The 24,459-nt window shown below is 72.9% G+C and carries 21 protein-coding genes and 1 pseudogene; 16 read left to right on the top strand and 6 right to left on the bottom strand.

Annotated features, from left to right (window positions below):
• The first annotated feature begins 12 nt into the window (after positions 1-12).
• Complete coding sequence (locus tag ABZZ79_RS17240) at positions 13-936, top strand: DUF2510 domain-containing protein (protein ID WP_356689847.1); 924 nt, start codon at positions 13-15, stop codon at positions 934-936.
• 120 nt (positions 937-1,056) lie between these two features.
• Here the strand turns inward: ABZZ79_RS17240 and ABZZ79_RS17235 are convergent, their stop codons facing one another.
• On the bottom strand, positions 1,057-2,259 hold the full coding sequence (locus tag ABZZ79_RS17235; protein ID WP_356689750.1) for an amino acid deaminase/aldolase: 1,203 nt from the start codon (positions 2,257-2,259) through the stop codon (positions 1,057-1,059).
• A 272-nt stretch (positions 2,260-2,531) separates the two neighbouring features.
• On the opposite strand from ABZZ79_RS17235, the gene ABZZ79_RS17230 reads away from it, so the two are divergent.
• Together ABZZ79_RS17230 and mycP are read left to right on the top strand one after the other, a co-directional pair.
• Positions 2,532-3,845: a hypothetical protein gene (locus tag ABZZ79_RS17230; protein WP_356689749.1), complete on the top strand. Its 1,314-nt coding sequence runs from the start codon at positions 2,532-2,534 to the stop codon at positions 3,843-3,845.
• Complete coding sequence (mycP, locus tag ABZZ79_RS17225; protein WP_356689748.1) at positions 3,842-5,011, top strand: type VII secretion-associated serine protease mycosin; 1,170 nt, start codon at positions 3,842-3,844, stop codon at positions 5,009-5,011. Before ABZZ79_RS17230 ends, mycP begins: the two co-directional genes overlap by 4 nt.
• Before the next feature lie 349 nt (positions 5,012-5,360).
• Here mycP and ABZZ79_RS17220 read toward each other — a convergent pair whose 3' ends face one another.
• A complete protein-coding gene (locus ABZZ79_RS17220; protein WP_356689747.1) occupies positions 5,361-6,305 on the bottom strand; it encodes a serine hydrolase in 945 nt (314 codons plus the stop codon).
• A 110-nt stretch (positions 6,306-6,415) separates the two neighbouring features.
• On the opposite strand from ABZZ79_RS17220, the gene ABZZ79_RS17215 reads away from it, so the two are divergent.
• A complete protein-coding gene (locus ABZZ79_RS17215) occupies positions 6,416-7,147 on the top strand; it encodes an SseB family protein (RefSeq protein WP_356689746.1) in 732 nt (243 codons plus the stop codon).
• 55 nt (positions 7,148-7,202) lie between these two features.
• Here ABZZ79_RS17215 and ABZZ79_RS17210 read toward each other — a convergent pair whose 3' ends face one another.
• Entirely contained in the window at positions 7,203-7,559 is a 357-nt protein-coding gene (locus tag ABZZ79_RS17210; protein ID WP_356689745.1) for a DUF1844 domain-containing protein, read from the bottom strand.
• A gap of 365 nt (positions 7,560-7,924) precedes the next feature.
• Here ABZZ79_RS17210 and infC point away from each other — a divergent pair, with 365 nt between their 5' ends.
• The 10 genes and pseudogenes from infC (at position 7,925) to ABZZ79_RS17160 (ending at position 19,268) form a co-directional block, all read left to right on the top strand.
• Positions 7,925-8,626 (top strand): translation initiation factor IF-3, encoded by a 702-nt coding sequence (infC, locus tag ABZZ79_RS17205; RefSeq protein WP_356689846.1) that lies wholly within the window; start codon positions 7,925-7,927, stop codon positions 8,624-8,626.
• A 112-nt stretch (positions 8,627-8,738) separates the two neighbouring features.
• A complete protein-coding gene (gene rpmI, locus ABZZ79_RS17200; protein ID WP_004933563.1) occupies positions 8,739-8,933 on the top strand; it encodes a 50S ribosomal protein L35 in 195 nt (64 codons plus the stop codon).
• Between the two features lie 101 nt (positions 8,934-9,034).
• A complete protein-coding gene (rplT, locus tag ABZZ79_RS17195) occupies positions 9,035-9,418 on the top strand; it encodes a 50S ribosomal protein L20 (protein WP_003989074.1) in 384 nt (127 codons plus the stop codon).
• A 185-nt stretch (positions 9,419-9,603) separates the two neighbouring features.
• Positions 9,604-10,452 carry an RNA methyltransferase gene (locus ABZZ79_RS17190; protein ID WP_356689744.1) on the top strand — a complete coding sequence of 283 codons (849 nt, stop codon included), beginning with the start codon at positions 9,604-9,606 and terminating at the stop codon, positions 10,450-10,452.
• A gap of 93 nt (positions 10,453-10,545) precedes the next feature.
• Positions 10,546-11,793, top strand: coding sequence for an ATP-binding protein (locus ABZZ79_RS17185; RefSeq protein ID WP_356689743.1), 1,248 nt, complete (start codon positions 10,546-10,548; stop codon positions 11,791-11,793).
• A gap of 137 nt (positions 11,794-11,930) precedes the next feature.
• Complete coding sequence (gene pheS, locus ABZZ79_RS17180; protein ID WP_356689742.1) at positions 11,931-13,052, top strand: phenylalanine--tRNA ligase subunit alpha; 1,122 nt, start codon at positions 11,931-11,933, stop codon at positions 13,050-13,052.
• A complete protein-coding gene (pheT, locus tag ABZZ79_RS17175; protein WP_356689741.1) occupies positions 13,052-15,601 on the top strand; it encodes a phenylalanine--tRNA ligase subunit beta in 2,550 nt (849 codons plus the stop codon). Before pheS ends, pheT begins: the two co-directional genes overlap by 1 nt.
• A gap of 326 nt (positions 15,602-15,927) precedes the next feature.
• Entirely contained in the window at positions 15,928-16,983 is a 1,056-nt protein-coding gene (locus ABZZ79_RS17170) for a PP2C family protein-serine/threonine phosphatase (protein ID WP_356689740.1), read from the top strand.
• A 271-nt stretch (positions 16,984-17,254) separates the two neighbouring features.
• The gene (locus ABZZ79_RS17165; RefSeq protein ID WP_356689739.1) at positions 17,255-18,595 is read left to right on the top strand and encodes a transcriptional regulator; all 1,341 of its coding nucleotides are present in this window, start codon (positions 17,255-17,257) and stop codon (positions 18,593-18,595) included.
• Between the two features lie 128 nt (positions 18,596-18,723).
• Positions 18,724-19,268 (top strand): annotated as a pseudogene (locus ABZZ79_RS17160) (NUDIX hydrolase).
• 229 nt (positions 19,269-19,497) lie between these two features.
• Here ABZZ79_RS17160 and ABZZ79_RS17155 read toward each other — a convergent pair.
• Positions 19,498-20,358 (bottom strand): 3-hydroxybutyryl-CoA dehydrogenase, encoded by an 861-nt coding sequence (locus tag ABZZ79_RS17155; RefSeq protein ID WP_356689738.1) that lies wholly within the window; start codon positions 20,356-20,358, stop codon positions 19,498-19,500.
• Positions 20,359-20,537: 179 nt separating this feature from the next.
• Between ABZZ79_RS17155 and ABZZ79_RS17150 the strand changes: the two genes are divergently transcribed.
• On the top strand, positions 20,538-21,767 hold the full coding sequence (locus ABZZ79_RS17150; protein ID WP_356689845.1) for a family 10 glycosylhydrolase: 1,230 nt from the start codon (positions 20,538-20,540) through the stop codon (positions 21,765-21,767).
• Between the two features lie 10 nt (positions 21,768-21,777).
• On the opposite strand, the gene ABZZ79_RS17145 is transcribed toward ABZZ79_RS17150, so the two are convergent.
• A complete protein-coding gene (locus ABZZ79_RS17145) occupies positions 21,778-21,978 on the bottom strand; it encodes a DUF1918 domain-containing protein (protein ID WP_356689737.1) in 201 nt (66 codons plus the stop codon).
• An 88-nt stretch (positions 21,979-22,066) separates the two neighbouring features.
• Positions 22,067-22,981, bottom strand: a complete 915-nt coding sequence (locus ABZZ79_RS17140; RefSeq protein WP_356689736.1) for a DMT family transporter — start codon at positions 22,979-22,981, stop codon at positions 22,067-22,069.
• On the opposite strand from ABZZ79_RS17140, the gene ABZZ79_RS17135 reads away from it, so the two are divergent.
• Positions 22,980-24,440: a PLP-dependent aminotransferase family protein gene (locus ABZZ79_RS17135; RefSeq protein WP_356689735.1), complete on the top strand. Its 1,461-nt coding sequence runs from the start codon at positions 22,980-22,982 to the stop codon at positions 24,438-24,440. The genes ABZZ79_RS17140 and ABZZ79_RS17135 overlap by 2 nt on opposite strands.
• The last annotated feature ends 19 nt before the right edge of the window (positions 24,441-24,459 follow it).

The raw sequence follows: 24,459 nt of genomic DNA, 5'->3' as shown, positions 1-24,459 counted from the left end.
GCCTCAGTGAGCATGACACCTCCGCCCGGCTGGTACCCCGACCCGCACGCCCCCCACCTGGAGCGATGGTGGGACGGGGCCGCCTGGACCGAGCACCGGCGCGCCCCCGAGGCCTCGGGGCCGCCGGCGCCCGTCGCCCCGCCCACGGGCCCGGGGCGGGCCAGGGCCGTCGCGCTGACCACGGCGGGCGCCGTCCTGGTCGCCGCGATCACCACCGGCGCGATCCTGCTCGGCGGTGACGACGAGCCCGACACCCCGGCCGACCCGGCGCCCACCACCTCCTTCCCGGCCGCGCCGACGACCGGACCGCCCACGACCGGACCGCCGACGAGCGAGGCGCCGTCCCCGACGGGCGAGGGGTCCGCCGACCCGTCGGTCGTCGTCGACCAGCTCAGCGGCATCACCTTCCCCCTGCCGCAGGGCTGGGTGAGGCCCGAGCACATCACCGACAACACCGTCGTGATGACCACCCACGGCACCTACGACTGCCCCGGCGACTACGGCCTGTGCCGCCACGGACTGGTCAGCTCGCGCACGGTCGGCTCCGACGGCGAGACCCCCGAGGAGCTCGCCGAGGCCGACATCGCGGACGCCGCCGACGCCGCCTACGACCGCAACGCGATCGGTCAACGGCCCTTCGGCGGCATGGAGTCCCACCGCCAGGTCGCGGCCGGCCCGGTCGCCGTGGCCGGCCGGGCCGGGTACTTCGTGCGCTGGCGTGTGACGACGGCGCAGGGCCCCGGCGGATACGTGCAGTCGCTGGTCTTCCCAGCCGCCGTCGGCGTGGAGTCGCCGGTCGTCGTCCGCTTCGTCTTCGACGCGGGCGAGGACGGCCCGCCGCTCACCGACATGGACCTGATCACCGACGGCATCCGCCCCGTCGGCGACGCGGACACCGGCGGCGGCGTGGGCTCGGGCGTGGGCCCGAGCGACTGAGCGCCGAGGGCCACGCGAACGCCGTCGGCGACGCCGAGCACCTCAGGAACGGCCGAGGCCCACGGCAACGGCCTGGGAGAGCACGCCGACGACGGCGGAGCGCACGACGACGGCCCAGGACTACAGGAACGTACGGCCCTCGCCCCGGTACGTCGGCACGGTCGCCGTCACCCGGTCGCCCTCCACCAGGTGCAGCGTCTCGAACCGCTCGCACAGCTCACCGGCCTTCGCGTGCCGGAACCACACCTTGTCGCCGATCAGCAGGTCGTCCGCCGGAGCCCCGAGCAGCGGCGTCTGCACCTCGCCCGCCCCCTCCCGCGGGTCGTAGCGCAGCCCCTCGGGCAGATACGGCACCGGCGACCGGTCCGCCCCCGCCGCCCCCGAGGCCGGATACCCGCCCCCGAGGACCGTCACCATTCCCACGCCCGGCCTGCGGACCACGGGCTGCGCGAACAGCGCGGCCGGACGCCCGCTGAACGACGTGTAGTTGTCGAAGAGCCGTGGCACATACAGCCCCGACCCCGCGGCGATCTCGGTGACCGCGTCCTCGGCGGCCGTGTGCTGCACACTGCCCGTGCCACCGCCGTTGACGAACTCCAGCCCCGGCACGACCTCGCGCACCGCGCGCACGGCGGCGGCCCTGCGCTCGGCCAGCTCACGGCGGGCCGCGGACTGCATCAGCCGGATCGCCCGCGACCGCAGCGGCCGCCCGGCCAGCGCGTCCCCGACGCCCGCGACATGACCCTCGTACGCCATGATCCCCACGACCTGGAAACCCGGCCGGCGGCTCACCGACCTTGCCAGCTCGGCGAGTTGGGCGGGGGAGTGGCGCGGTGAGCGCAGCGCCCCGACCCGCACCCGGCCGCCCAGCAGCTTCAGGGACGTGTCCAACTCCAGGCAGACCCGCACCACTTCACGCCCGCCCGCCCGCGCCGCCTCGATCAGATCGAGCTGCGCCGGATCGTCCACCATCACCGTCACCGCGGCGGCCAGTTTCGGATCCGCCGCCAGTTCGGCGAAACCGGCACGGTCGGCCGACGGATAGGCCAGCAGCACGTCGTCGAAGCCGGAGCGGGCCAGCCACAACGACTCGGCGAGCGTGTACGACATGATCCCCGCGAAGCCGTCCCGGGCCAGGACCCGTTCCAGCAGGGCCCGGCAGCGCACGGACTTGCTCGCGACCCTGACCGGTTTCCCGCCCGCCCGGCTGACCAGGTCGTCCGCGTTGGCGTCGAAGGCCTCCAGATCCACGATCGCGACGGGGGCGTCGAGATGGGCGGTGGCCCGGTCGTAACGGGCCCGGTCAGCGGCACGCGCAGTCATGAGCGCAGCCTGCCAGACGGGATTACCGCGGGGTAGGGGGACGATCCGGGCAGATGCCTTCGGGTCGTCGGACCGGTTCCCCCAAGTCGCCGGTCAACCCGTAGAGTGACGCGCACGCACGCAGCGACGACACCGTCCGGTCCGCCCCGCGAGGGCCCGTCCGTCAGGGCGCCGGCACGGCACGACGAAACGGGGGGTGCATGAGCACGGAAGCGCGGCGCGCCCCCGTCCCTCCACGCCCCGCCACCCCACCGATGCCGACCTCACCCCCGATGCCCACGGACCCCCCACCGCGCCCCACCGCCCGGCCCGACCGCGACCGGCCCGCCCGCACTTCCGCCGAGCCCGCCGCCGACCCGTCGGCCCCCGCCGCCCGAGCCGGTGCCGCGCCGGCGCCCCGTCCGTCCGCCGGGCCCCGCGACCAGGACGGAGACGGCCTCGCCGGCCGCCCGCCACGCTTCCCGAGCCTGAACTCCCGGCCCCGCCCGGACACGACGGCCGCGCCCCGTCTCACCCCGCCGCCCCCCGCCGCCTCGGCCCGCTTCCCGGACACCCCGCCGATGCCCGGCGGCGCGCCGCACGAGACGCGGGACGAGACCACCACCCGGCTGCGCCCAATCCCGGCACAGCCCCCCTCGGCCCCGGTCACCGACCCCGCCCCGGCCCAGTCCTGGAGCGCCCCCTCGGCCCCTGACCCCGCCCCGGCCCAGTCCTGGAGCGCCCCCTCGGCGGCCCCGGCCTCCGACCCAGCCCCGGCCTGGGGCGCCCCCACTCCCCGGCCCGTCGTCACCTTCGGCCTGCCCGAGATGTACGACGACCGCCCGCGCGCCCCCCGGGGCCGGGCGCACACCGTCGCCGCGGCCGCGTGTGTCGTCCTCGGACTCGGCCTCATCGGCGGCGCCGTGGCAGGCAGCTGGCTGGTCGGCAACTCCGCCGAGGAGCGCGAGCGCAGCGCCTTCACTGCCGCAGGCGACCTGTGGCACAACGTGCCCGTGGACCGCCTCTTCCCGGCCACCGTCCAGGGCACCGGCGCGGGGCCCGGCGGAGCCGACCGCGCCTGGACCCGGATCGCCGTGGCCCCGGACTCCGGCTGCGCCGACGCCTTCGACCCGCTGCTGCGCAAGGCCCTCGCGCCCGTGGGCTGCGAGCGACTGCTGCGCGCCACGTACACCGACGCCACGCAGAGCCATGTCACCACCGTCGGCCTGCTGTTCACCGACGCCGACGCGACCGCCATGCGCTCCCTGGACCGCCGCTTCGACGACGAGGACCTCGACGAGCGCACCGACCTGATGCCCCGCCCCTACGCCGCCGAGGGCACGGTCGCCGCGCGCTTCGGCGTCCACCAGCGCGCCTCCTGGACCGTCTCGGTGCTCACCGACGCCCCGGTCGTCGTGTACGCCGTCTCCGGCTGGGCCGACGCCCGTACGGTCGACACCCCGGAGCCCGCCGCCGACGCCACCCGCGACGGAGCGGTCGATGCCCCCGCCCAGGCTGGCCTCGGCCACGAGGCGCAGGGCCTGGCCGACCGCGTCGAGCGCGGTCTGCGCAAGGACGTCGCCCGGGCCACGGAGCAGCCGTCATGACCGCACGTACGACCGTCAGGGCCGCGCTCCTCGGCGGTTTCCTCGCCGCCTCCCTCGCCCTGGTGCCGTCCACGGCCGCGCACGCGGACGTCATACGCGCCTCGCAGTGGGCCCTGGAGGCCATGCACACCGAGGAGGCCTGGCGGACCACCAAGGGCGAGGGCATCACCGTCGCCGTCCTGGACACGGGCGTGGACGCGAGCCACCCCGACCTCGTGGGCAATGTGCTGCCCGCCAAGGACATGGTCGGCTTCGGCGCCGGCAAGGGCGACCGCGCCTGGGCCCGGCACGGCACGGCGATGGCCGGCATCATCGCGGGCCACGGACACGGCCCCGACGGCGGCGACGGCGTCCTGGGCATCGCCCCCGCCGCCAGGATCCTCCCGGTGCGCGTGATCCTGGAGGACGGCGACCCCTCCCGCGGCAAGGCCCGCAAGACCCGCGGCAACGCCCTCGCCGACGGCATCCGCTGGGCCGCCGACCACGACGCCGACGTCATCAACCTCTCCCTCGGCGACGACTCCAAGTCCGCCCACCCCGAACCCGCCGAGGACGAGGCGGTCCAGTACGCCCTGCGGAAGGGCTCCGTCGTGGTCGCCTCGGCGGGCAACGGCGGCGAGAAGGGCGACCACATCTCCTACCCGGCCGCCTACCCGGGAGTCATCGCCGCGACCGCCGTCGACAAGTTCGGCACCCGCGCCTCCTTCTCCACCCGCCGCTGGTACGCCACCGTCAGCGCCCCCGGGGTCGACGTCATCATCGCCGACCCCGACCACAAGTACTACGAGGGCTGGGGCACCAGCGCCGCGGCCGCCTTCGTCTCCGGCGCGGCCGCCCTGGTCAAGTCGGCCCACCCCGGCCTGACCCCGGCCCAGATCAAGAAGCTCCTGGAGGACACGGCCCGCAACTCCCCGGAGGGCGGCCGCGACGACTCGCGGGGCTTCGGCTTCGTCGACCCGGCGGCGGCCATCGAACAGGCGGCCCGCATCGAGCCCGAAGGCCTCAGCTCGGCGGCATACGGCAAGAAGTACTTCGGCGACGGCCCCGACTCCCCCGACCCCGCCACCACCACCGCAGCCTGGGCAGGCCCCCTGGCAGGCAGCGCGGGCGCAGTTCTCCTGGTAGCCGCAGCAGTCCTCTGGCGAGGCCGCAGACAAACGCCCTGAAAAGGCCGCGGGGACAGCAGCCTCCGAGGAGCCCGCAGACCAACGCCGAGAATAGGGGCGCGGGGAACTGCGCGACCGAGGAAGAACCCGCAGCGGCCCCCCGAGGAGCCCGCAGACCAACGCCGAGTAAGGGGCGCGGGGAACTGCGCGACAGCCGAGGAAGAACCCGCAGCAGCTCTCCGAGGAGCCCGCAGGCCAACCCCTCATCAGGGGCGCGGGGAACTGCGCGACAGCCGAGGAAGAACCCGCAGCGGCCCCCCGAGGAGCCCGCAGAGCAACGCCGAGAAAAGGGGCGCGGGGAACTGCGCGACAAGCCACAGACGGCCCGCACCCCCAACCCGACAGACCCCTACGGCGCCTCGGCGAACACCCCCACCGCGGCCGCAGCCGCACCCTCCACCAACGCAACACCCTCCCCCTGCGCCGCATGCCCGTCGGACAGCACAGCCACCAGAAACTCCCGCCCGGACACGACAACCCTCCCCACACTGTTGACATCCCACCGCCCCGTGGCCGACCGCGGCAGCCACCCGTTCTTGAGCGCCCACCCCGCCCCGTCCGCCACGGCGGACACCCCCCACCGCTGCCCCTCGACGACCCGCCCCATCAGCCCCCGGACATAGGCCTGAGAAGCCCCACTCAACTCCGACTCACCCCCGAACACCTGCTCAAGCAGCACCAGCTGATCCGCGGCCGTCGTCTGCGTGAGCCCCCACAACATCCCCTCACCCCCCTCCGTGCCGGTCAACCCCAGCCGCGCGTTCGCCGCCGCCAGCCCCGAAGCCCTCCCCACGGACTCCCACAGCGCGGACGCGGAGTCGTTGTCACTGCGCTCGATCATGGCCACGGCGTACGCCTTCTCGGCAGAGGTGAGCTCCCGCCCCGCGTCCTGCGCCTGAAGCAGCAGCGCGGCCAGGATGTCGACCTTGACGATGCTCGCGGTGTCGAAGGAGTCGTCGCCGTAGACCGCGCGGGCCCCGGACCCCACGTCCAGCACGGCGACGGACAGCCGGACCCCGTCCGGCACGGACAGCGCGCCCACGGCCTCGGCCAGCAGCGCGTCACGGTCCACCACGGGCCTCACCACAGGTTCCACAGACGCCTCCCCTTCCACCACGACGGACCCCGTCGCGGATCCGGTGGGTGACGATAAGGCCCGCGGGTGCGCCTGCACACGGACCACCCCGGCGGCCGCACCGGCGATCACGACGGCACAGGCGAGGACGGACAGAAGGAACCACAGGATCCACAGAAGCGGACGGCGGCTGGGGCGGACTCCGGGCGACGACTGCATGCCCGAGATCGTGGGGGCCGTGTATGTGCGGGCCGTTAGACGGACGTTAGATCCGCGTACGGGAACCCTGAGAAAAAGGTGAGCGACCCGCCCCCGATAGGGTCGGGCACGTGGTGAACAAGAACATCCCCGACCCCGGCTTCCGCGACGACGACGGCTCCGCCGACCCCCGGCTGGCCGCCGCCCTCGCCGTCTGGGCCGAGGACCGCACCGCCGTCGGACCCGTGCTGGAGGCCCTCAAGGGCGCCCGGCTCCTCGTCCCCGTCGTCGCCGTGCTCGGCGAGGTCGAGGAGGACGAGAACGGGCTGCGCCGGGAGAAGACCAGCGACATGGCCGTGCCGACCCTGAAGGCCGGGAACCGTACCGCGCTGCCCGCCTTCACCTCGACCGAGTCGCTGGCGCGCTGGGACCCCGAGGCCCGCCCCGTGGCCGTGCCCCTGCACCAGGCGCTCCGGGCGGCCGCGCACGAGAAGGCCGACACGGTGGTGCTGGACCTGTCGGGTCCGGTGGCGTTCGAGCTGACCGGGCCGGCGCTGCTGGCGCTCGCGGAGGGCCGTACGACCACGGACCCGCTGGCGGACCCGGCGGTGGTGGCGGCGGTGCGCGCCGCGGTCGCGGCCGAGCCCGCCGTGCTCAGCGCCCACCTCGGCCCGGGACAGGCGGACGGCACGCTCGCACTGGTCCTGGCCCCGGCGACGCCCCCGGCCGAGGCCGCCCGCGCGGTCGCCCGGCGGCTCGCCGCCGACGAGACGCTGAGGGCCCGCCTGGTGCGCGGCCTCGACCTGGCAGTACTGCCGGCCGGGACCACGCCTCCGGGCGAGCCCCTGTTCGTACGTGGCTGAGGCCTGGGCCCCGTAGCCGTACGCGGGTGAGGCAGTGGCCGCACCCGCCCGCGCGCTAGCCGTAGACCGGGCCGGTGTACTTCTCGCCCGGGCCCTGGCCCGGCTCGTCCGGGACGATCGACGCCTCACGGAAGGCGAGCTGGAGGGACTTCAGGCCGTCGCGCAGCGGGGCGGCATGGAAGGAGCTGATCTCGGTCGCGCTCGCGTCCAGCAGACCGGCGAGGGCGGTGACCAGCTTGCGGGCCTCGTCCAGGTCCTTGAACTTGTCGCCTTCCTCGGTGAGGCCGAGCTTCACGGCGGCGGCGCTCATCAGGTTGACGGCGACGGTCACGATCACCTCGACCGCCGGCACCTCGGCGATGTCGCGGGTCAGCTCGTCGAAGGGGCGCGGTTCTGGGGAGGTCTCACTCATGTCCCACACGATAGGCCCCGGTGTACGCCGGTTAGCACCACCCCCGGGATGCTGCTAACCTTGTGTGACGACCGGCTGGACGCTCGCGTGTCCGGCCCACAAGTGGAGGCTCCGATCTCCCACCCGACCGCCCTCAGGGACGGCGGGTCACCCCGGTCAGGCGGCCACCATCGTTCCGTACGGACGATGGAGTCGCCCGAAAGTGCGCCCCGTGATCATCGCGGCGGTGCTCCGGTAGTGTTCTCGGAGCCCCGTCTGTGATCGTCCGGGGCATTTTTTGTGCTTCGGCGCGGTTACGTCTAACGAAAACACACATATCGCGGCGCTCAAGCCAGACCGTCGCGTGGTGCTACCGAGGAGGATCCATCAGCGCCGAGCCCCGCATCAACGACCGGATTCGCGTTCCCGAGGTGCGACTTGTCGGTCCCAGTGGCGAGCAGGTCGGCATCGTGCCGCTCGCGAAGGCACTGGAGCTTGCGCAGGAGTACGACCTCGACCTGGTCGAGGTGGCGGCGACCGCCCGTCCGCCCGTGTGCAAGCTCATGGACTACGGGAAGTTCAAGTACGAGTCGGCCATGAAGGCCCGTGAGGCGCGCAAGAACCAGGCGCACACGGTCATCAAGGAGATGAAGCTCCGGCCGAAGATCGACCCGCACGACTATGACACCAAGAAGGGTCACGTCGTTCGGTTCCTCAAGCAGGGCGACAAGGTCAAGATCACGATCATGTTCCGTGGTCGCGAGCAGTCCCGGCCCGAGCTGGGCTACCGACTGCTGCAGCGTCTCGCGGAGGACGTCCAGGACCTCGGTTTCGTCGAGTCGAACCCGAAGCAGGACGGCCGGAACATGATCATGGTTCTCGGTCCGCACAAGAAGAAGACCGAGGCGATGGCCGAGGCCCGCCAGGCGCAGGAAGCCCGCAAGGCTGAGGCGAAGGCCAACCCCGGCCGCTCGCAGAACGCCGCGGACATCGACGACGCCGCGGACATCGACACCGCCGCGGACATCGACACCGCCGCGGAGCCCGAGGCCGCCGAGGCCCCTGCCGAGGCTTCCGCCGAGGCGTGATCCCCAGGGACGCGAGTCCCCGAGGATGTAACCGATAACAAGAGCGACGCTCCACCGTGCCCGGTTTCACGACCGGGCACAGGAGCGCCACCGACGAGGAGATAACGGCGCTATGCCGAAGAACAAGTCGCACAGCGGTGCCAGCAAGCGCTTCAAGGTCACCGGCTCCGGCAAGGTGCTCCGTGAGCGCGCCGGCAAGCGCCACCTGCTCGAGCACAAGTCGTCCCGCGTGACGCGTCGCCTCACCGGCAACGCCGAGATGGCCCCGGGCGACGCCGCGAAGATCAAGAAGCTTCTCGGCAAGTGACGTGAGCGGCGCCGACATCGAGCGCCGTACGTCAGGACCGGGACCCAATCGATTTCGGGCCGTGTGAGGACACCCACGGCCCCGCTACAAGGAGTTAACAAGTGGCACGCGTCAAGCGGGCAGTCAACGCCCACAAGAAGCGCCGGGCGATCCTGGAGCAGGCCTCCGGCTACCGCGGTCAGCGTTCGCGCCTGTACCGCAAGGCCAAGGAGCAGGTCACCCACTCGCTGGTCTACAACTACAACGACCGCAAGAAGCGCAAGGGCGACTTCCGTCAGCTGTGGATCCAGCGCATCAACGCCGCTGCCCGCGCCAACGGCATGACCTACAACCGCTTCATCCAGGGTCTGAAGGCCGCCAACGTCGAGGTCGACCGCAAGATCCTCGCGGAGCTCGCCGTCAACGACGCGGGTGCGTTCGCCGCGCTGGTCGAGGTGGCCCAGAAGGCGCTGCCGAGCGACGTCAACGCGCCGAAGGCCGCGTGACGCCGCGCCGGCCTTGAGTCGACGTACTGGACGGACCCGTGGGTTTTCGCCCACGGGTCCGTTGCTTTGTGCGGTGCCCGTGTGACGGGCACCGCCGCTTCCCGCCGTCGTGGCTGATCGCCGTCGCGGCGGAGAAGAGGTGCTGATCGCCACTCGGCGAGAACGAGTTGATGAAGGTGAACCGCATGTCTCCTGTCAGCCCCGAGCTGATCTCTCCGCGTTCCGCCCGGGTGGCCGCCGCCCGGCGGCTGGCCAGGCGGAACTTCCGGGGCAGGGACCGGCTGTTCCTCGCGGAGGGGCCGCAGGCCGTGCGGGAGGCGGCGGCGTACGGGGACAACCTCGTGGAGCTGTTCACGACGGTGGAGGCCGCCGAGAGGTACGCCGACATCGTGGGGGAGGCGCGGGACGCGGGAGCCCGGGTGCACCTCGCCTCCGAGCAGGTCATCGAGGACATCTCCACGACCGTGACGCCGCAGGGCCTGGTCGGCGTGTGCCGGTTCCTGGACACGCCCTTCGAGGAGATCCTGCGGGCGCGGCCGAAGCTGGTCGCCGTACTGGCGCATGTGCGCGACCCCGGCAACGCCGGCACCGTGCTGCGCTGCGCCGACGCCGCCGGCGCCGAGGCGGTCGTCCTCACCGACGCCTCCGTCGACCTGTACAACCCCAAGGCCGTACGGGCCTCCGTGGGCTCCCTGTTCCATCTGCCCGTGGCCGTCGGGGTCCCGGTGGAGCGGGCCGTCGCCGGGCTCCAGGAGGCCGGTGTGCGGATCCTGGCCGCCGACGGGGCGGGGGACCGGGACCTCGACGAGGAACTGGACAAGGGGACCATGGGCGGGCCCACCGCCTGGGTGTTCGGCAACGAGGCATGGGGGCTGCCGGAGGAGACCCGTGCCCTCGCCGACGCCGTCGTGCGGGTGCCCATCCACGGCCGGGCCGAGAGCCTGAACCTCGCGACCGCCGCGGCCGTATGCCTGTACGCCTCGGCCCGTGCACAGCGCGCCGCCGGAGGCTGCCGCTCTGTCACCGGGAGCTAGTAGGGTGACCTGCCCGGGGGCCCTCCCCCAAGCTCTCGGCTGCGCTGAGCGGGGAGGCACCTCCATGCCGTCTGAGAGGTGGGGTACGGGGATATGACCGTCGGCACGGGCAGCGCACCGGGGGCGAACGAGGCAGGCCGCCCGCCCGAGCCACGCCCCGACGCCCCCGGGCCCCACGACCTCGCCGGGCCGCCCACCGGCCCCCGGCGCCAGGTCCCCGCGGACTCCACCGCCGGCCCCACGCGCCACGATCCCGCCGGCTCCGGGCACCCCGACCCCGCCGGCCTCGGCGTTCACCCCGACGACCTGCCCGACGGGCTCGTCGTCGCCGACGGGGACGGGCGGGTCGTCTGCTTCAACGCGGCCGCCGAGCGCATCACCGCGGTCGCCGCCGCGGACGCGCTCGGGCGACGGCTGGACAAGGCGCTGCCGCTGGAGGACCTGGAGGGGCGGCGGTGGTGGCAGATCACCGACCCCTACGGCGGGCTCGCCATCCGGGTCGGGCAGCCGGAGCGGAACCTGCTGCTGCCGGGCGGCCGCGAGGTGCTGGTGACCGCCCGCTATGTGCGTACCGAACCCACCGGGCCCGTCCAGCGCGTCGTCGTCTGTCTGCGGGACACCGAGGCCCGCCGGCGCACCGAGCGCAGCCACGCCGAACTGATCGCCACGGTCGCGCACGAACTGCGCTCCCCGCTCACCTCGGTCAAGGGGTTCACCGCGACCCTGCTCGCCAAGTGGGCACGCTTCACCGACGACCAGAAGCGGCTGATGCTGGAGACCGTCGACGCCGACGCCGACCGGGTCACCCGGCTGATCGCCGAGCTGCTCGACATCTCCCGGATCGACTCCGGGCGCCTGGAGGTGCGCCGGCAGCCCGTCGACATCGGCGCCGCCGTCGGCCGGCACATCCAGGCGTACGTGGCCGCGGGACAGCCCGCCGACCGGTTCCTGCTGCGGCTCGAACAGCCGCTGCCCGACCTGTGGGCCGACCCCGACAAGATCGACCAGGTGCTCGGCAACCTGCTCGAAAATGCCGTGCGGCACGGTGAGGGAACTGTCACGATCGAGGTCAGGCCCGCCCCGTCCCCCCGTGAGGGGGAGGACACCGGCACGTCGGTCACGGTGAGCGACGAGGGCACCGGCATCCCGGAGGAGTCCATGAACCGCGTCTTCACCCGCTTCTGGCGGGGCAGCAAGCGCGGCGGCACCGGGCTCGGGCTCTACATCGTCAAGGGCATCGTCGAGGCCCACGGCGGCACCATCACGGTCGGACGCGCCCCCGTCGGCGGCGCGGAGTTCCGATTTACCCTGCCCGTGGCAGCCCCGGCGTATCTCGCCTAGTGGCCCACGGGCGCATACGCGTACCTCCACCCCGTTAGACTCGGCCTTTGGCACCTTTGTGTCCTGCACACGGCCCTGCCGAGCTCACCGGCCGGTCACGGGGACCATCCGCCAGCCAATCGGAAGCACGGGAAGAGATGTCGGCACCGAATAAGTCGTACGACCCTGTCGAGGTCGAGGCGTTGAAACCGGAAGAGATCGAGCGCATGCGGGACGAGGCGCTCGCCGCCTTCGCCGCCGCGGACTCCCTCGACGCGCTCCAGGAGGCCAAGACCGCCCACGCCGGCGGCACCTCCCCGCTGGCCCTCGCCAACCGCGAGATCGGCGCCCTGCCCCCGCACGCCAAGGCCGCCGCCGGAAAGCTGGTCGGTCAGGCCCGCGGCGCGGTGAACAAGGCGCTCGCGGCCCGCCAGGTGGAGCTGGAGGCCGAGCGTGACGCGCGCGTACTGGTCGAGGAGGACGTGGACGTCACGCTGCCGTACGACCGCGTACCGGCCGGCGCCCGCCACCCGCTGACCACGCTGTCGGAGCGCATCGAGGACGTCTTCGTGGCCATGGGCTACGAGGTCGCCGAGGGCCCCCAGGTCGAGGCCGAGTGGTTCAACTTCGACGCCCTCAACATCGGCCCGGACCACCCCGCCCGCGGCGAGGCCGACACCTTCTTCGTGCAGGCGCCCGACGGCGGCTCCGAGTCCGGCGTCGTGCTGCGCACCCACACCTCCCCGGTGCAGATCCGCTCCCTGCTCGACCGCGAGCTGCCGGTGTACGTCATCTGCCCCGGCCGCGTGTACCGCACCGACGAGCTGGACGCCACCCACACCCCGGTCTTCCACCAGGTCGAACTGCTCGCCGTGGACGAGGGCCTGACCATGGCCGACCTCAAGGGCACCCTGGACCACATGGTCCAGTCCCTGTTCGGCGAGGGCATGAAGACCCGGCTGCGCCCGAACTTCTTCCCCTTCACCGAGCCGTCCGCCGAGATGGACATGGTCTGCTACGTCTGCCGCGGCGAGTCCGTCGGCAACCCCGACCGGCCCTGTCGTACCTGTTCCAGCGAGGGCTGGATCGAGCTCGGCGGCTGCGGCATGGTCAACCCGAAGGTGCTGGCCGCCTGCGGAGTCGACCCGGAGAAGTACAGCGGCTTCGCCTTCGGGTTCGGCATCGAGCGGATGCTGATGTTCCGCCACAACGTCGATGACATGCGAGACATGGTCGAGGGTGACGTCCGGTTCACCCGGCCCTTCGGGATGGAGATCTGATGCGGATCCCGCTTTCTTGGCTGCGGGAGTACGTCGACCTGCCGGCGAGCGAGACCGGCCGTGACGTCCAGGCCAAGCTCATTTCGGCCGGTCTGGAGGTCGAGACGGTCGAGCAGCTCGGCCACGACCTCAAGGGCCCCCTCGCCGTCGGCCAGGTGCTGACCATCGAGGAGCTGACGGACTTCAAGAAGCCGATCCGCTTCTGCACCGTCGACGTCGGCCAGGCCAACGGCACCGGCGAGCCCCAGGAGATCATCTGCGGCGCCCGCAACTTCCAGGTCGGCGACAAGGTCGTCGTGGCCCTCCCCGGCGCCGTGCTGCCCGGCGACTTCCAGATCGCCGAGCGCAAGACGTACGGCCGGATCTCCCGCGGCATGATCTGCTCCAGCGACGAGCTGAACATGGGCGACGACGGCACCAAGGGCATCATCATCCTGCCGCCGGAGACCGAGATCGGCCGTGACGCGGTCGAGCTGCTGGAACTGGTCGACGAGGTCCTGGACATCGCCGTCACCGCCAACCGCGGCGACTGCCTGTCCATCCGCGGTGTCGCCCGCGAGGCCGCCATCTCCTACGGCCTGCCGCTGCGCGACCCGGCCCTGCTCGACGTGCCCGCGCCCAACGCCTACGGCTACCCCGTCCAGGTCTCCGACCCGGTCGGCTGCGACCGCTTCACCGCCCGGACCGTCTCCGGTCTGGCCCCCGAGGCACGCTCCCCGATCTGGCTCCAGCGCCGGCTGCAGAAGGTCGGCATGCGCCCGATCTCCCTCGCCGTCGACGTCACCAACTACGTGATGATGGAGCTCGGCCAGCCGCTGCACGCCTACGACCGCAAGCTGGTCCAGGGCACCATCGGCGTACGCCGTGCCGGGGAGGGCGAGAAGCTCGTCACCCTCGACGGGGTCGAGCGCAGGCTGCACGCCGAGGACCTGGTCATCGTCGACGAGCGCGGTCCCATCGGCCTGGCCGGTGTCATGGGCGGCGCCAACACCGAGATCGCCGACGTCCCCCTGTCCCGAACGGGCTCGACCGGGGGTACCCCCATCGACCTGGAGAACGCCACCAGTGACGTGGTGATCGAGGCCGCGCACTTCGACGCCGTCTCCATCGCCCGTACGGCCCGCCGCCACAAGCTGTCCTCCGAGGCCTCGCGCCGCTTCGAGCGGGGCGTGGACCCGGCCGCCGCCGCGGCCGCCGCCCAGCGGACCGTGGACCTGCTGGTCCTCCTCGCCGGCGGCACCGCCGACGCGGGTGTCACCGAGGTCGTCGGGCCCTCCGCGCCGCACAGCATCACCCTGCCGGCCGACCACCCCGACAAGGTCGCGGGCGTCACCTACGGCCGCGAGATCGTGGTCCGCCGCCTGCAGGAGATCGGCTGTGATGTCTACGGGCAGGACGAGCTGATCGTCACCGTCCCGTCCTGGCGCCCCGACCTCCAGGAGGTCAACGACCTCGCGGAGGAGGTCATCCGCCTGGAGGGCTACGAGAACCTGCCCTCCACGCTGCCCAAGCCCCCGTCCGGCCGCGGTCTGACCCACCGCCAGCGGTTGCACCGCCGCGTCGGCCGGGCCCTGGCCGGGGCCGGCTACGTCGAGGCGCCCAACTACCCCTTCATCGGCGAGCAGGTCTTCGACCAGCTCGCGCTGGAGGCCGACGACCCGGCCCGCCGCGTCGTGAAGCTGGTCAACCCGCTCAACGACGAGGAGCCCGCGCTCCGTACGTCGCTGCTGCCGGGTCTGCTCGGCGCGCTGCGCCGCAACGACGGCCGCGGTTCGCACGACCTCGCCCTGTTCGAGACGGGGCTGGTCTTCCGGCCGCGCGAGCGGCGGCGTGCCGCCACGCACCTGCCGGTCGACCGGCGTCCCACCGACGCGGAGATCGCCGAGCTCGACGCCGCGCTGCCCGAGCAGCCGCGCCATGTCGCCGCGGTGCTCGCGGGCGCCCGTGAGCAGGCCGGCTGGTGGGGCAAGGGCCGTCCGGCGGACTGGGCCGACGCGGTCGAGTCCGGTCGGCTGGTGGCGCGCGAGGCCGGGGCCGACCTGGTCGTCCGCAAGGGCGCCTACGGGCCGTGGCACCCGGGCCGCTGCGCCGAGTTCGTCGTCGTCACCGACGGCGCGGAGACGGTCGTCGGGTACGCCGGTGAGCTGCACCCGCGGGTCGTGAAGGCCTTCGGTCTGCCCGATCGCGCCTGTGCGATGGAGCTGGACCTGGACGCGCTGGAGCGGGCCTCGGACGGCACGCCCCAGGCGCCGAGCATCTCCACGTTCCCCGTGGCCACGCAGGATGTCGCGCTCGTCGTGGACAAGCCGGTGCCGGCCGCGGAGGTCGAGGCGGCGCTGCGTGACGGGGCCGGTGAACTGCTGGAGGCCATCCGGCTGTTCGACGTCTACGAGAACGACGAGCAGCTGGGTGACGGGCGCAAGTCCCTCGCCTATGCCCTGCGGTTCCGGGCCGTCGACCGGACGCTGACGGTGGACGAGGCCTCGGCCGCCCGTGACGCCGCGGTGGCCCTCGCGGGCGAGCGGACCGGCGCCGTTCTTCGAGGGTGAGTGCGACGGGGGCTGCGTGAGGGGTCCGGCCGCGGGTTCGCGGTCGCTCCTCGCGCAGTTCCCCGCGCCCCCTGAGGGGCGCCTCCTCGCGGCTGAGTGCCGGGGGACTGCGCTTTGACGCCGGCTGCGGGTTGTCCGCGGCTGGTCGCGCAGTTCCCCGCGCCTCTTGATGTGCCCCCATAGAGGGATCCTGCTGTTCAGTCACTCATCCGAGTGACAATCTCCGTCCTCCTGGCCTCTGCGGGCCATGACGTCGACAGAATCGGACCGGCCTTTCGAGGCCGGTCGATCTGTGCTGTCAGGGCCTGGATGGGGGGGCCAAGGACATGATCCGCATCAGGCGGCCGCTGCGCGGGGCCCGACTGCTGGGGCCGCCCACGGTGTGGGGTGCCATGGCGATCACGTACAAGCTGGCCTGGCCGGCCGAGCAGCCGTCCGGGCTCGGTGAGCGGATCGTCACCAGCGCCGTGTTCTTCGCCGTCGGAACCGGGTTGATACTCCACGTCCGGCGGCTTCTGCTGCGGGAGTTGCGGCAGGCGCGCCGCGTCGCCCGGGCCGCCCAGAGCGTGCTGCTGCGGCCGCTGCCCCCGTGGATCGACGGGCTGAACACCGCCGCCGCCCAGCTCTCCGCCGACCGCGGCGCGTGCGTCGGGGGCGACCTGTACGAGGCCGTCGCCACCGAGCACGGCGTCCGGGTGGTGATGGGCGACGTACGCGGGCACGGAATCGGCGCGCTCGGGACCGTCGCCGCGCTGCTCGGCAGTTTCCGGGAGGCCGCGCACGACGAACCCGATCTGGGGCGGGTGCTGCGCCGGATGGACCGCGCCCTGGCCCGGCATCTGCGCGAACGGGCCCACGAGACCTCTGTGGCGGAGGAGTTCGTCACCCTGCTGCTCCTGGAGATCCACCGGGACGGCGAGATCACCGCCCTCAACTGCGGTCACCCCTGGCCCTATCGCATCGCGGGCGGTGCCGTGGAACTCCTGGCGAGGGCGGACCCGCTGCCTCCTCTCGGCCTCTTCCCACTGCCCTCCGACCTCCCCCTCTTGCCCTGCGGTCACCTTCAGTCGGGCCAGTCCCTGGTGCTCTACACGGACGGAGCGGAGGACGCCCGGGACCGCCGGGGCCGCTACTTCGACCTCCGCCAGGCACTGGTCCTGACGGCGGACGGCTCTCCCCGCCTGATCCTCCGTACGGTCCTGCGCTCATTGCTGCACCACACAGGCGGCAGACCGGCGGACGACGTCGCCCTGCTGGTGCTGCGCAACGAGAGAACAGGGCCTCAGCGCATGCCCCTGGGAGCGCGGGACGCCGACATCAGCGCCTCAGCCGGGCGGCCGCGAGAGACCACGATGCACCCGCAGCCGACCAACCCCCTTTGACCCCATGGCGTTTCATCGCACTGGCCGGCGTCGCCGTCCGCCCCGCCACGGAGTGTCGGGCAGGCAGCTGGGCGGACGGCGGGAGAGCGGGCCGCCGTACTGTACGAGGGGGAGCCGACGGCCCGGCCGGCCTCTTGCGAGGCACCTCAGTCAACCGGCCGGAAACTCTGCGCAACAGCGCGCACACGGTGCGGATTCGCGCACTCCGTTCACACCCCGTGTGAAGTCCGAACCACTACGCTGTCCGGCACCGAGTCTTCGGGGGGCACCCATGCAGCCCAACACTCTGCTCGACGCGATCCTGGACGAGGCCGGGGTCTCGCACGCGGGGCTGGCCGCGCACGTCAACCAGGCCGGGAGAGCCCGTGGCCTGACGCTGCGTTACGAACACACGGCCGTGGCCCGCTGGCTGAAGGGCCAGCGCCCGCGCGGCCAGGTCCCCGACCTGATCTGCGAGGTGCTCGCGGCCCGGCTGCACCGGCCGGTCACCCTCGACGACATCGGCCTGGGCGTCCCCGGCGAGCCGACCGTCGCCCACTCCGGCACGCTGTGCGGGTTCGTCGAGCGGGCCACCGCCCTGTGGCGCTCCGACGAGCAGCAGCGCCCGCACATCCTGGGCGCGCCCGCGGTCACCGGCACGCCCGCGGTGATGCCGGTGTGGGAGTGGGAGAACCCGCCGGAGGACGTGGATGTCTCGCGCGGCGGCCGGCACCGGGTCACCCCGGCCGACCTGGACATGCTGCGGGCGGCCCGTACGCACTACGAGCAGCTGTACCGCAAGGCCGGCGGCATAGCGACCCGCAGCCGTATCGTCGGCTTCCTCAACGCCGAGGCCGCCCCGCTGCTGCGCGGCGGCTACACCGACGCGACGGGCCGTCAACTGCACCGGGCCACCGGCGGACTGGTGGCCATCGCCGGGATCTGCGCCTACGACTCCGACGCGCACGGGCTCGCCCAGCGCTACTTCCACCAGGCGCTGCGGCTGGCGAAGGCCAGCGGGGACCGGGGACTTGGCGCGTATGTGATCGCGCTGCTGGTCAACCAGGCGCTGTTCATGCGCGAGCACCGCCAGGCGGTCGCCTTCGCGGAGGCCGCGCTGCGGGCCGCGGGCAAGCACATCACGCCCGCGCTCGCCTCCGACCTGTACGCGATGCAGGCGAAGGCGTACGCGCACCTGGGCGACGGCACGAGCGCGCTGTCCTGCATCCGGCGGGCCGAGACGGCCGCCGGACGCATCCGGCGGGGGCACGAACCCGATGAGACCGGCTATGTCCAGCCGGGCCTGGTCAACGTCCAGGTGGCGGAGGCGCTGCTCAGCCTCGGGGAGATCCGGGCCGCCGCGGAGCACGCCGCGGCCGCGGTGGACAACCCCGCCCACGACCGGGGGCGCGTGCACCGCCTGGCCATGCTCAGCACGATCGAGCTGCGCCAGGGGAACGCGGACAAAGCGGTGGTGACCGCGGTGCAGATGGCCGAGCAGGCCCGGGGCATGGAGTCGCAGCGACTGCGGGACAGACTCCGGGCGGTGCGCGAGCACCTGGTGAGCAGCGGCTGCGCGGGTACCACCGAGGCGGCGGAACTCATCGACGGGGCCCTGCGCGTACCGCTGTGACGGCCTGAGGGCCCCGGCGCCCGTGTGAATCCGTGCGCCCATCGCGCTGCGATGGCTCGTCCCTGCGCCTGCTGCCGGACCGCTCCTGCTGCGATATTGCCACTTACTCGACGGAAGGTGGCAGAACCGTGCAGTGGACGAAACAGAACGAACAAACTGTGTACTCAAACCGCTGGTTCAGCGTCAATCTGGCGGATGTCGAGCTGCCCGACGGCCGGCATCTCGACCACTTCCTGATCCGGATGCGGCCCGTCGCCGTGGGACGGTGGTGAACGACGCCAACGAGGTCCTGCTTCTGTGGCGCCACCGTTTCATCACCGACAGCTGGGGCTGGGAACTCGCGGCGGGCGTCGTCGAGGACGGCGAGGACATAGCGCGGGCGGCCGCCAGGGAGATGGAGGAGGAGACCGGCTGGCGGCCGGGACCCCTGCGCCACCTGATGAGCGTGGAGCCGTCCAACGGCCTCACCGACGCCCGGCACCACATCTACTGGTCCGACGAGGGCGAGTACGTCGGGCACCCCGTGGACGACTTCGAGTCCGACCGCCGGGAATGGATCCCCCTCAAGCTCGTTCCCGACATGGTCGCCCGCGGCGAGGTCCCGGCCGCCAACATGGCGGCCGCACTGCTGTTGTTGCACCGCCTCAGACTGGGCCAGGACGTCGGTGTCTAGGGCCTGTCCGTCGGACGGGTCCTGACGTCCCAGCACCTGCCAGACGGTCACGACTCCTTCCCGTAGTCGGTTCACATCCCTTGCATGCGCATCAGGAGTCGACTCGCCTGGTGAGCGCGTGGGGAGAGTGTGCGAGGGGCATATGCGTGCCCGGCGCGCACACGGTGTGCGAACGCCGCGGGCCCGGCACTCCGAAGAGTGCCGGGCCCGCGACGAAGACCGAGCGTGATCAGCCGTAGGTGTAGAAGCCCGATCCGGACTTCCGGCCCAGCCGGCCCGCGTCCACCATGCGCTGGAGCAGCGGGGGAGCGGCGTACAGCGGCTCCTTGTACTCCGCGTACATCGAGTCGGCGATCGAGACGATGGTGTCCAGACCGATCAGGTCGGAGAGCTTCAGCGGGCCCATCGGGTGGGCGCAGCCCAACTCCATGCCGTTGTCGATGTCCTCGCGGCTGGCGATGCCGGACTCGAACATCCGGATCGCCGAGAGCAGATAGGGCACCAGCAGCGCGTTCACCACGAAGCCCGAGCGGTCCTGGGCGCGGATGGCGTGCTTGCCGAGCAGCTTCTCCGCGAAGACCTGGGCGCGGCTGATCGTGCCCTCGGAGGTGGTCAGCGCCGGGATCAGCTCGACGAGCTTCTGCACCGGGGCCGGGTTGAAGAAGTGGATGCCGATCACATGGTCGGGGCGCGAGGTCGCCACGGCCAGCTTCACCAGCGGGATGGAGGAGGTGTTGGAGGCCAGGATCGCGTCCGGACGGGTCATGACCTGGTCCAGGACCTGGAAGATCTCGGTCTTGACCTGCTCGTTCTCCACGACCGCCTCGATCACCAGATCGCGGTCGGCGAACTCGCCGAGATCGGTGGTGAAGCTCAGGCGCGCCAGCGTGGCGTCCCGCTCCTCCTCCGAGAGCTTGCCGCGCTCGGCGGCCTTGGCCAGGGAGTTGAACAGCCGGGTGCGGCCGATCTCCAGGGCCTCGCCGGTGGTTTCGGCGACCTTGACGTCCAGTCCGGCGCGGGCGCACACCTCGGCGATGCCCGCGCCCATCTGACCGCAGCCCACCACTCCGACGCGCTCGATGTCTGTCACATCGTCCCTTTCGCTGCTTGTGTACGGCTGTGGGCAGTCGGCGGTGTCTCCGCCGTGCTCCGTTCGTGCACGTTACCCCCAGGAATCGATGATCGATCGCCGGGGTCGGGGCATGCTGGGCGAGTACTCGAAGCGTGCTGGAGCCGATACGGAAAGCAAGGGGTGCCCGCATGGGACGGATGTCACGGCGCGCGTTCGCGGTGGCGGCACTGTCCAGCCTGGTGACGGCGGGCGAGGCCGAGGCCGGGGGCGTCGGCGCGGCCCCGCTCCGGCGTCCGCGGGCCCTCGTGGAGATGCGGGGGATGTGGCTCGCGACCGTCTCCAACCGTGACTGGCCCTCGCTCCCCGGACTGTCCGCCGCCACGCAGCGGCGCGAACTGATCGCCCATCTCGACCGGGCCGCCGCGTGCGGTCTGAACACGGTGATCTTCCAGGTCCGGCCGACCGCCGACGCGCTGTGGCCCTCGCCGTACGAGCCGTGGGCCGAGTGCCTGACCGGGGTGCAGGGCCGCAACCCCGGCTGGGACCCGCTGGGCACCGCCGTGACCGAGGCGCACGCTCGCGGGCTGGAGCTGCACGCCTGGTTCAACCCGCTGCGGATCGCGCTCCACGCCGACCCCGGGAGGCTGGTCGCCGCCCATCCGGCCCGCCGCAACCCCGGCTGGGTGGTGGCTCACGCGGGCAGGCTCTACTACAACCCGGGCCTGCCGGAGGTCCGCTCCTTCGTGCGGGACGCGATGCTGGACGCCGTCCGCCGGTACCCGGTCGACGCCGTGCACTTCGACGACTACTTCTACCCCTATCCCGTCCCCGGCCAGACCTTCGACGACGGCCGCGCCTACGACACCTACGGCGGCGCGTTCACCAGCAGAGCCGCCTGGCGGCGGGACAACATCGACCGCCTCGTGCGGGACACCGCGGCCGGGATCAGGCAGGTCCGGTCCGGCACCCGCTTCGGCATCAGCCCGTTCGGCGTGTGGCGCAACAAGGCGAGCGACTCGCGCGGTTCGGACACCCAGGCTCTCCAGGCGTACGACGACCTGTACGCCGACACCCGCAAATGGGTGCGCGAGAACTGGATCGACTACGTCTGCCCGCAGCTGTACTGGCACATCGGCCACGCCCCCGCCGACTACGCCGAGCTGGTCCCCTGGTGGGCCCAGGTCGCCAAGGGCAGCGGCACCCAGCTCTACATCGGTGAGGCCCTGTACAGGGCGGGCGACCCGGCGCAGCCGGCGGCCTGGCAGAAACCGGCGGAACTCTCCCGGCACCTCACGCTGGCCCGGAGCCACGCCGAGGTGCGCGGGCACGTCTTCTTCGCGGCGGCGGACGTGGCCGCCGACCGTGTCGGGGCGATGAAGCGGGTGATCGCCGACCATTACACCGGGCCGGCGGTGCCCCCGCGCTGACCGCGCCGGCTCACTGTCCTGCCATCGGCTTCATGTGCCGGATCTCGGTGTCCGGTCCGGGCGAGCAGATGCCCTCGTGGCCGTCCTCGAAGCGGACGCGGTACGGGGGATTGCCCTTCTGGCCCATCACTTCGACGATCTCGCCGATCTTGTCGTGTTGGCCGACCACCCTTCCGTGCTGGACAAGCTGGTCGCCCACGGTTGCACGCATCTGGGTCTCCTCACGGGTGCGGAGCAGCGGTCCGTGGCCTTGAGTCCACGGCGGACGGGCGCGCGGGAGAGCGGTCCGTGCGGTCCGCTCAGCCGCGGGCCCGCTGGGTGACGGCGATGCACACCAGCACCGCCGCGGCCGTCAGCGGGGCGGCCACTGTCAGGTGCTCGCCCAGCAGCAGCACCGACCACACCAGTGTGAGCAGGGGCTGCGCCAACTGCAACTGGCTGGCCTTGGGAATGCCGATGGCGGCCATGCCCCGGTACCAGACGACCAGACCGAGGAACTGCGAGCCCGCCGCGACCCAGAGCAGCCCGCCGACACTGTGCGCGGTGAGCTCGACCGGCTCGTGGGACAGCGCCACCGCCGCCCCGGCCGCACCGAGCGGCAGACACAGCACCAGCGCCCAGCCCACCACCTGCCAGCCGGGCATCACCCGGGCCAGCCGGCCGCCCTCGGTGTAGCCGGCCGCGCACACCAGCAGCGCGGCGAAGAGATAGAGGTCGGCGCTGCTGAGGGCACCGCCGCCCTGCTGCACCGTGAACGCCGCGACCGCGGCCGCGCCGGCCAGGGCCGCCGTCCAGAAGGTGCGCGAGGGACGGTTGCCCATGCGCAGCGCGGAGAAGAGAGCGGTGGTCAGCGGCAGCAGGCCGACCACGACGGCCGCGTGCGCGGTGGTGGAGGTCCGCAACGCGAGGGTGGTCAGCAGGGGGAAGCCGACGACGACCCCGGCGCCGACCACGGCGAGCCCCGGCCAGTGCGCCCGCGCGGGCGGCGGCACCCTCAGCGCGAGCAGGCAGCCGCCCGCGATCAGCGCGGCCAGCACGCTGCGCACCGCCACCAGCGACCAGGGGCCGAATCCCTCCAGGCCCCACGCGGTCGCGGGGAAGGTGAGCGAGAAGGCGATGACGCCGAGAGCCGCCTGGACGATGCCGAGGGCGGGCTGCTGCGGGGCGTCGACTGCTATCCGGCTCGGGGCGATAGCGCTACTCTGTGCTCTCATGCAAGAGCGTAGCAGTGTCGGTGACCTGGCCAACAGTCTGCGGAGTGAGCTCAACCGCTACTCTCCGGATGAGAAGCTGCCGTCGAGCCGGGCCCTCGTCGAACGGTTCCGGGTCAGCCCGGTGACCGTGTCGCGGGCCCTCGCCCAGCTCGCCGCCGAGGGCCTCGTGGTGACCCGGCCAGGAGCCGGTGCCTTCCGGGCCAGGCCGCGCGAGACGCCCGCTGCGGCCGGGGACACCTCCTGGCAGGAAGTCGCCCTCAGCGCCGACGGCGCCGCCGATGTCGTACCGCGCACGGTGGACGCCTCCGGGGTGACGGTGTCGCTCGCGGCTCCGCCGCCCGGCGTGACCGAGTTCAACGGCGGCTATCTGCACCCCTCCCTGCAGCCCGAGAGGGCGATGGCGGCGGCCCTGTCGCGAGCCGGGCGCCGCCCCGGCGCCTGGGGGCGGCCACCGCTGGACGGACTGCCCGAACTGCGCGAGTGGTTCGCACGCGGCATCGGGGACACCGTCGGTGCCGCCGACGTCCTGATCGCCGCCGGCGGACAGTCCGCGCTCACCACCGCCCTGCGCGCCCTTGCCCCGCCCGGCGCCCCCGTCCTCGTCGAGTCGCCCACCTACCCGGGCATGCTCGCCATCGCCCGCGCGGCCGGACTGCGCCCGGTGCCGGTGCCGATGGACGCCGAGGGCGTACGCCCCGACCTGCTGGCCGACGCCTTCCGGGCGACCGGGGCCCGGGTGTTCGTCTGCCAGCCGCTGTTCCAGAACCCCACGGGCGCGGTACTCGCCCCCGAGCGCCGCGGCGAGGTGCTGCGCATCGCGCGCGAGGCCGGCGCGTTCGTCGTCGAGGACGACTTCGTCCGGCGGCTGGCGCACGAGGACGCCGGGGAACTGCCGCGCCCGCTGGCCGCCGACGACCCCGACGGCGTGGTCGTCCACGTCGGCTCGCTCACCAAGGCGACCTCGCCGAGCTTCCGGGTGAGCGCCCTGGCCGCCCGCGGGCCGGTGCTGGAACGGCTGCGCGCCATCCAGGTCGTCGACACCTTCTTCGTGCCCCGGCCCCTGCAGGAGGCGGCCCTGGAACTGGTCGGCTCCCCGGCCTGGCCCCGCCATCTGCGAGCCCTCGGGGCGCAGCTGCGGGTCCGGCGCGACGCCATGGTCTCGGCGCTGCGGCTGACGCTGCCCGAGCTCGACCTGCCGCATGTGCCCTCCGGCGGCTACCAGCTCTGGGCGCGGCTGCCCGAAGGCCTCGACGAGTCCGCTCTCCCAGCCGCCGGGGCGCGCGCGGGCGTCGCCCTCACCCCCGGCCGCCCCTACTTCTGCGCCGAACCGCCCGCGGGCCATCTGCGCCTGAGCTTCGCCGCGGTCGCCGGGACCGGCGAGATCACGGAGGGCGTACGCCGGCTGCGGGCGGCCTGCGACGAGGTGCTCCGGTCGAAAACCCCTCGCTCCGGCCGGTGACGACCTGCGAGCCTCCCCG

The sequence above is a fragment of the Streptomyces sp. NPDC006458 genome (assembly GCF_040612135.1).
Taxonomy (GTDB): domain Bacteria; phylum Actinomycetota; class Actinomycetes; order Streptomycetales; family Streptomycetaceae; genus Streptomyces.
The sequence above is the reverse complement of the archived record's forward strand: the minus strand, read 5'-3'. Positions and strand labels throughout refer to the sequence as shown.

Excerpts from the sequence above, each read along its gene's own strand:
- ABZZ79_RS17240 (WP_356689847.1), top strand. The coding sequence starts at position 13 with ATGACACCTCCGCCCGGCTGGTACCCCGACCCGCACGCCCCCCACCTG.
- ABZZ79_RS17235 (WP_356689750.1), bottom strand. The coding sequence starts at position 2,259 with ATGACTGCGCGTGCCGCTGACCGGGCCCGTTACGACCGGGCCACCGCC.
- ABZZ79_RS17230 (WP_356689749.1), top strand. The coding sequence starts at position 2,532 with ATGCCCACGGACCCCCCACCGCGCCCCACCGCCCGGCCCGACCGCGAC.
- mycP (WP_356689748.1), top strand. The coding sequence starts at position 3,842 with ATGACCGCACGTACGACCGTCAGGGCCGCGCTCCTCGGCGGTTTCCTC.
- ABZZ79_RS17220 (WP_356689747.1), bottom strand. The coding sequence starts at position 6,305 with ATGCAGTCGTCGCCCGGAGTCCGCCCCAGCCGCCGTCCGCTTCTGTGG.
- ABZZ79_RS17210 (WP_356689745.1), bottom strand. The coding sequence starts at position 7,559 with ATGAGTGAGACCTCCCCAGAACCGCGCCCCTTCGACGAGCTGACCCGC.
- rpmI (WP_004933563.1), top strand. The coding sequence starts at position 8,739 with ATGCCGAAGAACAAGTCGCACAGCGGTGCCAGCAAGCGCTTCAAGGTC.
- ABZZ79_RS17190 (WP_356689744.1), top strand. The coding sequence starts at position 9,604 with ATGTCTCCTGTCAGCCCCGAGCTGATCTCTCCGCGTTCCGCCCGGGTG.
- ABZZ79_RS17185 (WP_356689743.1), top strand. The coding sequence starts at position 10,546 with ATGACCGTCGGCACGGGCAGCGCACCGGGGGCGAACGAGGCAGGCCGC.
- pheS (WP_356689742.1), top strand. The coding sequence starts at position 11,931 with ATGTCGGCACCGAATAAGTCGTACGACCCTGTCGAGGTCGAGGCGTTG.
- pheT (WP_356689741.1), top strand. The coding sequence starts at position 13,052 with ATGCGGATCCCGCTTTCTTGGCTGCGGGAGTACGTCGACCTGCCGGCG.
- ABZZ79_RS17170 (WP_356689740.1), top strand. The coding sequence starts at position 15,928 with ATGATCCGCATCAGGCGGCCGCTGCGCGGGGCCCGACTGCTGGGGCCG.
- ABZZ79_RS17165 (WP_356689739.1), top strand. The coding sequence starts at position 17,255 with ATGCAGCCCAACACTCTGCTCGACGCGATCCTGGACGAGGCCGGGGTC.
- ABZZ79_RS17150 (WP_356689845.1), top strand. The coding sequence starts at position 20,538 with ATGTCACGGCGCGCGTTCGCGGTGGCGGCACTGTCCAGCCTGGTGACG.
- ABZZ79_RS17145 (WP_356689737.1), bottom strand. The coding sequence starts at position 21,978 with ATGCGTGCAACCGTGGGCGACCAGCTTGTCCAGCACGGAAGGGTGGTC.
- ABZZ79_RS17135 (WP_356689735.1), top strand. The coding sequence starts at position 22,980 with ATGCAAGAGCGTAGCAGTGTCGGTGACCTGGCCAACAGTCTGCGGAGT.
- ABZZ79_RS17140 (WP_356689736.1), bottom strand. The coding sequence starts at position 22,981 with ATGAGAGCACAGAGTAGCGCTATCGCCCCGAGCCGGATAGCAGTCGAC.